General features: G+C 47.2%; 9 protein-coding genes. All 9 read left to right on the forward strand.

The genetic code is table 11. The annotated features are described in order from the left end of the window. Nucleotides 1-485, forward strand: a 485-nt coding sequence (locus tag HWQ67_RS10740; protein ID WP_304413899.1) for a helix-turn-helix domain-containing protein, incomplete at its 5' end; no start/stop codon positions are given. After that, entirely contained in the window at nucleotides 460-822 is a 363-nt protein-coding gene (locus HWQ67_RS10745; RefSeq protein ID WP_218252688.1) for a hypothetical protein, read from the forward strand. The genes HWQ67_RS10740 and HWQ67_RS10745, both read left to right, overlap by 26 nt. A 70-nt stretch (nucleotides 823-892) precedes the next feature. Then, on the forward strand, nucleotides 893-1114 hold the full coding sequence (locus HWQ67_RS10750; RefSeq protein ID WP_218252689.1) for an AbrB/MazE/SpoVT family DNA-binding domain-containing protein: 222 nt from the start codon (nucleotides 893-895) through the stop codon (nucleotides 1112-1114). A gap of 7 nt (nucleotides 1115-1121) precedes the next feature. Further along, entirely contained in the window at nucleotides 1122-1436 is a 315-nt protein-coding gene (locus tag HWQ67_RS10755) for a type II toxin-antitoxin system PemK/MazF family toxin (protein WP_218252690.1), read from the forward strand. A gap of 371 nt (nucleotides 1437-1807) precedes the next feature. Next, on the forward strand, nucleotides 1808-2296 hold the full coding sequence (locus HWQ67_RS10760) for a DUF29 domain-containing protein (protein WP_218252691.1): 489 nt from the start codon (nucleotides 1808-1810) through the stop codon (nucleotides 2294-2296). Nucleotides 2297-2376: 80 nt separating this feature from the next. Beyond that, nucleotides 2377-3609 (forward strand): AAA family ATPase, encoded by a 1233-nt coding sequence (locus tag HWQ67_RS10765; RefSeq protein ID WP_218252692.1) that lies wholly within the window; start codon nucleotides 2377-2379, stop codon nucleotides 3607-3609. 38 nt (nucleotides 3610-3647) lie between these two features. Continuing rightward, nucleotides 3648-4424: an ABC transporter permease gene (locus HWQ67_RS10770; protein WP_218252693.1), complete on the forward strand. Its 777-nt coding sequence runs from the start codon at nucleotides 3648-3650 to the stop codon at nucleotides 4422-4424. 127 nt (nucleotides 4425-4551) lie between these two features. Then, nucleotides 4552-5145, forward strand: coding sequence for an HAD family hydrolase (locus HWQ67_RS10775; protein ID WP_218252694.1), 594 nt, complete (start codon nucleotides 4552-4554; stop codon nucleotides 5143-5145). Between the two features lie 15 nt (nucleotides 5146-5160). Next, a complete protein-coding gene (locus HWQ67_RS10780) occupies nucleotides 5161-6618 on the forward strand; it encodes a glycosyltransferase (RefSeq protein ID WP_218252695.1) in 1458 nt (485 codons plus the stop codon). Nucleotides 6619-6716 lie beyond the last annotated feature (98 nt).

A 6716-nucleotide genomic window follows, 5' to 3' on the forward strand; every position in this document is an offset into this window, starting at 1 on the left:
GCAAGTTCAGGGAGGACCTGTACTACAGGCTAAACGTGGTGCCCGTAACACTCCCCCCGCTGCGTCACAGGAGGGAGGACATCGGTGCGTTGATCGAGTTCTTTCTTGACAAGTTCAACGCCGAAAATACCCGACAAGTAAGCCTCTCCCCCAATGCACTCAGGCTGATGCTGGAGTATCAGTGGCCCGGCAATGTGCGTGAACTGGAAAACGCCATCGAGCGGATGGTCATCATGACCCCCGAGGACGTGGTAGTGCCTGAGCGTTTGCCGTTGAACATCCGGGCGTCGATGGCTGCGACTGTCCTGCCGGCAGGGGCATCAGGTAAGGCGTTGCCGCTGGTGCAGTTGGAGAAGACGCATATTACTGAGGCGCTTGTCAAGACCGGATGGGTCTACGCACAGGCCGCCAGGGTGCTTGGCATTACGCCAAGACAGATTTGTTACAAGGTGAAAAAGTATGGAATCAGGCAAGATATTTCATGACTGGTTGGTGAGGCATCTCAAGGCCAGGCTGGCAAAGGATTACTCAGAGATAGCAGTCAACATTGAGGGAGAGAGGAAACACGCCCTTGATGGTCATTACCCCAACCTGATACTGAAGAACCTTGGCATGGTCATGGCCGTGGTGGAGGTGGAGACGGAGGACAGCATAACCCCCTATAAGGTAAGGCAGTGGAATGAGTTAATCCAGGGTGGAACACGGTTAATCGTGATGGTACCGGAGCGTTCCCGGGCAAAGACGACGTCTCTGTTGTGGGATGCCGGCATTGCATCGGAGGTCTCCGTGGGCAGTTACGACCTGAAGATCAACATGCCGTAAGAACAGTGCGATAATGTGCCTGGACAAGTAAAATGTGTAACAGTTATAATTAGTAATGAGAGTGAGCATTGTGTCTATAGGCAATTATAGGGGAATAAAAATACCTGATACTGTCATGAAACAGTGTGGCTTTGATGATGAGGAAGCAGAGCTTGAAATAAATGGAAATATACTCATTGTTAAACCGGTAAAGGAAAAACCAAGGAAAAATTGGGACAAGGCCTTTAAGATAATGGCCCAAAGAGGTGAGGATATCTTACTCATAGATGATTCTTTAGATATAGATACGTAACGGTTCCATGCAGTATGATGTGTACCTTATAAATTTAGACCCTACCGTAGGACATGAGATTCAAAAGACGAGACCGTGTATCGTGATCTCTCCTGATGAGATGAATGATCATCTCAGTACTGTTATCGTAGTACCGATGACAACACAATCGCACAGATATCCTACAAGGATTAAGGTAATTTTTCAGGATAAAGTATGTTGGATCGTTCTTGATCAGATTCGTACGGTCGATAAAAGAAGGCTGGTAAAAAAGATTGGCATCATTGAGGATGACACTATACAGAGGGTTAAAAGAGTGATTAAAGAAATGCTGGTAGATTAAATTGGCTCTTTCGTAGAGCGAGTGGGTAACCCCTCCCTTTATGGGAGGGGCTAGGGGAGGGCGCTTTCACAAGGACAGGCAAAGTTACCCATATGAAATGAGAATGGACCATTAAATTCTAAGAATAGAGGACAGGGTAGCGCCACAATCAACCGTGGATGTTATGATTTAAACCGTGTGACAGAAGGGGCTTATCCGCCAGGGGACACGGTTAATCGTGATGGTGCCGGAGCGTTCCCGGGCAAAGACGACGTCTCTGTTGTGGGATGCCGGCATTGCGTCAGAGGTCTCCGTGGGCAGTTACGACCTGAAGATCAACATGCCGTAGATATATTGACGAACACGTCTGTCATGTGTGACAATATAGGCATATGAGTATCCAAACGACAATACATAATGATGCCATAACAGAAAAGTCGCTTTATAACGCCGATTTTTATCGATGGACTATTCACAATGCCCAACTGTTAAGACAGGGCAGGTTTAGCGAAATAGACGTAGAAAACATTGCGGAGGAAATAGAGAGTATGGGCAGAAGTGAAAGAAGAGAGCTGCTTAACCGACTGTCCGTATTAATAATGCACTTACTTAAACTGCAATATCAGCCAAGAAGACGTTCCAGGAGTTGGTTCAGGACGATAGACACTCAGAGAATGGATATTGCCCTGTTGCTTGAAGAAAGCCCAAGTTTACGGCATGAGCTTGAACTGGTTGCAGACAAGGCATATGAAAGGGCACAATTATTATTTGAAAAAGAGACAAGGATTAATAAAGATATATTACCAGGTACTTGCCCTTATGCCCTTGAACAACTAATCAATGACAGCTTTTTGCCTTGTGGTATGGTACCCGGTGAGTAAGCGTAGCCGCCTATTTCTTTACTGGGTTTGACTTTTGGGGGGGGAATGTTCGATAATGTCATTGTATATGGAGTGGATTGGTGATTACTGAGATCGCTATAAGCGGGTTTAAGTCGTTGGTGGACTTTCGTATGACCTTTGAAAAGGGGTTGAACGTATTGATAGGCCCCAATGGCGCCGGCAAGAGTAATATCTGTTATGCGCTCGATCTGTTTGCAAAGGCTGCAAGTGGGAATATACGCACATTTCTAAGCGAGCGAGGCGGCATGACAGGCTGCTTTACCTCTACATTAGGCGACAATCTTTCGGAGAAGGGGATATGCGCCTCTTGCAAAGGAGAGATAGCGTTAAGTGATTCAGATGAGGTTTTAATCTACGAATATAAAATAAGGCTTTTCATAATTGGTGATACAATACCAATATTAAATCAGGAACTTCAGTTACAAAAAGGAAGTTACAAAGACAACAAGTTTAGTATAATTCTTGAGGCAAAAACAGAAACACTAAAATATAAAACAATTTTTCCAGAAGCACGGATTACAATATCTTCAATAAAAATACCAACTAATGATAATGATAATATACTTGCAATGATAAGCTCTTCTTCTAATGAAGAATTACTTGGTGGCAAATTTTTCAGGGTGTTAAGCGATAAATTTGATTATTGCCGTCTCGTAAGAGAAGACTTAAAAGGCACTACAATTTTGAGCATTGCTCCGCAGGTTGCAAGGGAACGCAATGATACGATTCACCCATCAGAAATGTTGTCGGATGGTAAATACCTTACCAATGCCTTGTATGCGATGATAAATGGCAATAATATAGACTTGGATGATCTGAAGTCTCTACTTGAGAAAGTGTATCGGCGCTTTAAAGATATCGGAAGCATTAGTAGTGAAGACACGACACGTTCATTTTATATTCTTGAGGGTGATGATATAAAAACTCCCGCTAAGAACTTATCAGATGGCACGGTTAAGGTTATAGCGCTGCTTGTGGGGATATATTCGCAAAAGACAGGGACCACAGTTATTGAAGAGCTTGAAAACTATTTGCATCCCTGGGCATGTCAACTACTCGTAGAATACTTTAGAGACTATTTCGATGATAAGGTGTGTATCCTTACGACTCATTCAGAGACAGTGTTAAATGCACTAAGACCAGAAGAAGTTATTGTAGTGGAAAATAAATCAGGCAAAACAGAATGTACCAGACTATCCGAGGATAGTAATCTCAAAGAGGTAATAAGAAATACAGGCGTTGGTTGTGGATATTTTTATGTAGGCGGATCAATAGGTGGTGTCCCACTATGATTGATTAGTCTTCCAATGCCTATGATAGGGATACAATCATGTTTACGAACCTAAGTCTGCTTGTCTACTTCATCAAGAAGGATGTCAAGGCCAAGTACGCCGGCTCCGTGCTGGGTGCGTTGTGGAGCGTCGTGTTGCCACTGTTGCAGATACTCATCTTCTGGTTCGTCTTCGATGAAATAATGAAGGCCAGACCATATGCCGGCACTACAAACACACACGTCCCATACCTGTACTTCCTCCTGTCCACAATACTCTGCTGGACGGCGTTTGCCGAGGGAATCACCAGGGCATCAACCTCTATCATCGAACACAGCGATATGATCAAAAAGGTCTCCTTCCCCAACATCTACCTGCCGATCTCCGTGACCATCTCCAGCTACGTTCAACCCGTCGTGGGATTGCTCATCTTTATGATCGTCTACTCAACGCTGACAACCTTCTCCCCTGTATACTTCCTGCTGCTGCCAGTAGTGTTGTTGCAACTGCTACTGACCATGGGCACCGGCATGATCCTCTCTGCCCTGCTGCCGTTTCTAAGGGACATGGGATACGTGATCGGTCACGCCATGCAAGGACTCTTCTTCCTGTCCCCAATCATGTATAGCATCGATAAAATCCCCGAAAAATTCAGAATCCTCTTCTACCTAAATCCGTTTGCACACTTTGCATCCACATACCACAAAATTATACTCTTCAGAGAACTACCAACAACACCTCTGCTGCTGTCTCTACTGACAATGTCCCTATCAATTTTCGCCCTGGGTTGCTTTATCTTCAGTAAGTTCAAAGACGGCTTCAGCGACGTGCTGTGATGCTATGGGTCGTCAGGAAGGGGTCAAGGGGACTGGTCCCCTTGCAGGGGAGGTCAAGGAGGGGGCAGCGCCGCCCTCCTTGCGGGGGGTTAGGGGGCGGAGCCCCCAGTCCTTCTGCTTTGTAGCCATGAATAAGATAGCGTTTTTTGACTTTGACGGTACGATTACGTGGCGGGATAGCTTCCTTGATTTCCTGAAATTCAGCGTCGGATGGTTGGGGCTGTTAAAAGGCATGACAGTGTTACTGCCTTATATCGTTCTCTACGCACTGAAGATTATGCCCAACTACAAACTCAAAACACGGGCAATTCGCTACTTCTATGGCGGATGGGATTTCAAGACCTTTGAGGCCATCGCAGCGGACTATTCGAGGTGTCAACTACCCAAACTCCTCAAGACAAGCGCCATGCAACGCCTCAACTGGCACAAGAGCCAAGGACACCAGGTGGTCATCGTTTCGGCATCCCTGCGCTACTACCTCAGACCCTGGTGTGGACTGCACGGCGTTGACCTGATCGCCACGGAGATAGAAACCAAAGACGGCATAATCACCGGTCAACTGGCTGCGAAAAACTGCTATGGCCCCGAAAAGGTTCGACGCATCAGGGACAAGTACAACCTGGACGATTCATGCTACATCTACGCATACGGCGACACCAGAGGCGACAGAGAAATGCTGCAAATGGCTAACGAAGGCTACTACAGGCACTTTAAAACATAAAGGAGTACAACGATTATGGACGTGTTATTCAACAACAACCTGCCCACCACCCCACAGGTTAGTATTGTGCTGCTGGACTGGTCATGTCGTGAGAGCTTTCACTCCCTCCACTACCTCAACCAACAGACCATCAGACGAGACCAGTACGAGCTGCTCTGGATCGAGTATTTTGGCAGACGCTCGCCCGAAATATCGGCCCTGCTGCAGGGCTGTAAGGACTCCGGTGTGGCGCCGGTGGTGGATAAGTGGATCGTCCTGGACATGCCGCAGGTGACGTGCTACCACAAACACCTGCTGTACAACGTTGGCATCCTGGTCAGCCGTGGCAGGATTGTTGTCTTCTGCGATTCGGACGCAATATTTACGCCAACCTTTGTCGAAAGCATCGTTGAACAGTTCCGCTCAGACCCCAACATCGTCCTGCACATAGATGAAATCCGCAACGACAACAGGAGATTTTACCCGTTTAACTACCCAACCGTGGACGATATCACGGGCGAGGGGTGTATCAACTTCAAAGATGGCCGCAGCACGGGCCTGCAGGACGACCAGGACCCGCTCCATACCCTCAACTACGGCGCCTGCATGTGCGCCCGACGCAGCGACCTCATCGCCATCGGTGGGGCAGATGAACACATGGACTACTTTGGGCATATCTGCGGTCCCTATGATATGACCTTCAGACTCGTAAACGCCGGCAAAAGAGAGATATGGCATCAGAGCGAATTCATATACCACGTATGGCACCCCGGCACCGATGGCACCGACAACTACATAGGCCCCCATGATGGCCGCAATGTCTCAACAATGGCCCTTGAGGCCAGATTGACAGGGCGTACCATGCCCCTGGTGGAAAACCCTATCGTCAAAGCCCACAGACTCGGCAACTATGATACCGAGGCAGTCCCGCCACTGACTGCCGGATATAAACAAAACATAGGACACTGGACCGCCAGAGAACTCAACGAGCTATCCAGACAGCTAAAAAAAGAACATGCCCCAAAATCACCGTCAACCATTATCAAACTCAAGCTAAACCTGGTAGCAACAATCATCCGACATCTCATAATCAGGACAAACAAGACCGTCAAACAACCACGTAGCATCTTCCGGAAGCTTTACAAAATACGCGGCTTTTTCCAAACGATGACCTATCAGGACGAAAGCAACCTGCAGCGGGCACTCAGTTGTCTAAACACACTTATGGAGCACAACGTCAGGGAGTTTGCCGTCTATGGTCCAAATGCAGCGGCCAGGGTGCTGTGCATCGTTGCCGACAGTGTGTCTTTGACGGTCAGGGCCGTTTATGACGACGTTGGGGGTGGCGTCTTTTTCGGCCTTAAAGTTATGCCTGTTGAGTCAGCCAGGGGAACTGACGAGGTGATAGTTGTTACCGACATGTGGATGAAAAAGGAAAAGATTGAGATATTAAAACGCATTGTCACACACCAGGACAGGATTATTGTCCTGTGAAAAAACTGTTACTGTAAATATTTCTGTGATGATAGAAGGTTAAACATTATGGGGTCAAGGGGGCTGGCCCCCTTGCAGGACTACCTTTTTCTTGTGAC

Origin of the sequence: Candidatus Magnetobacterium casense (assembly GCF_019173545.1) — a bacterium.
Lineage (GTDB): Bacteria > Nitrospirota > Thermodesulfovibrionia > Thermodesulfovibrionales > Magnetobacteriaceae > Magnetobacterium > Magnetobacterium cryptolimnobacter.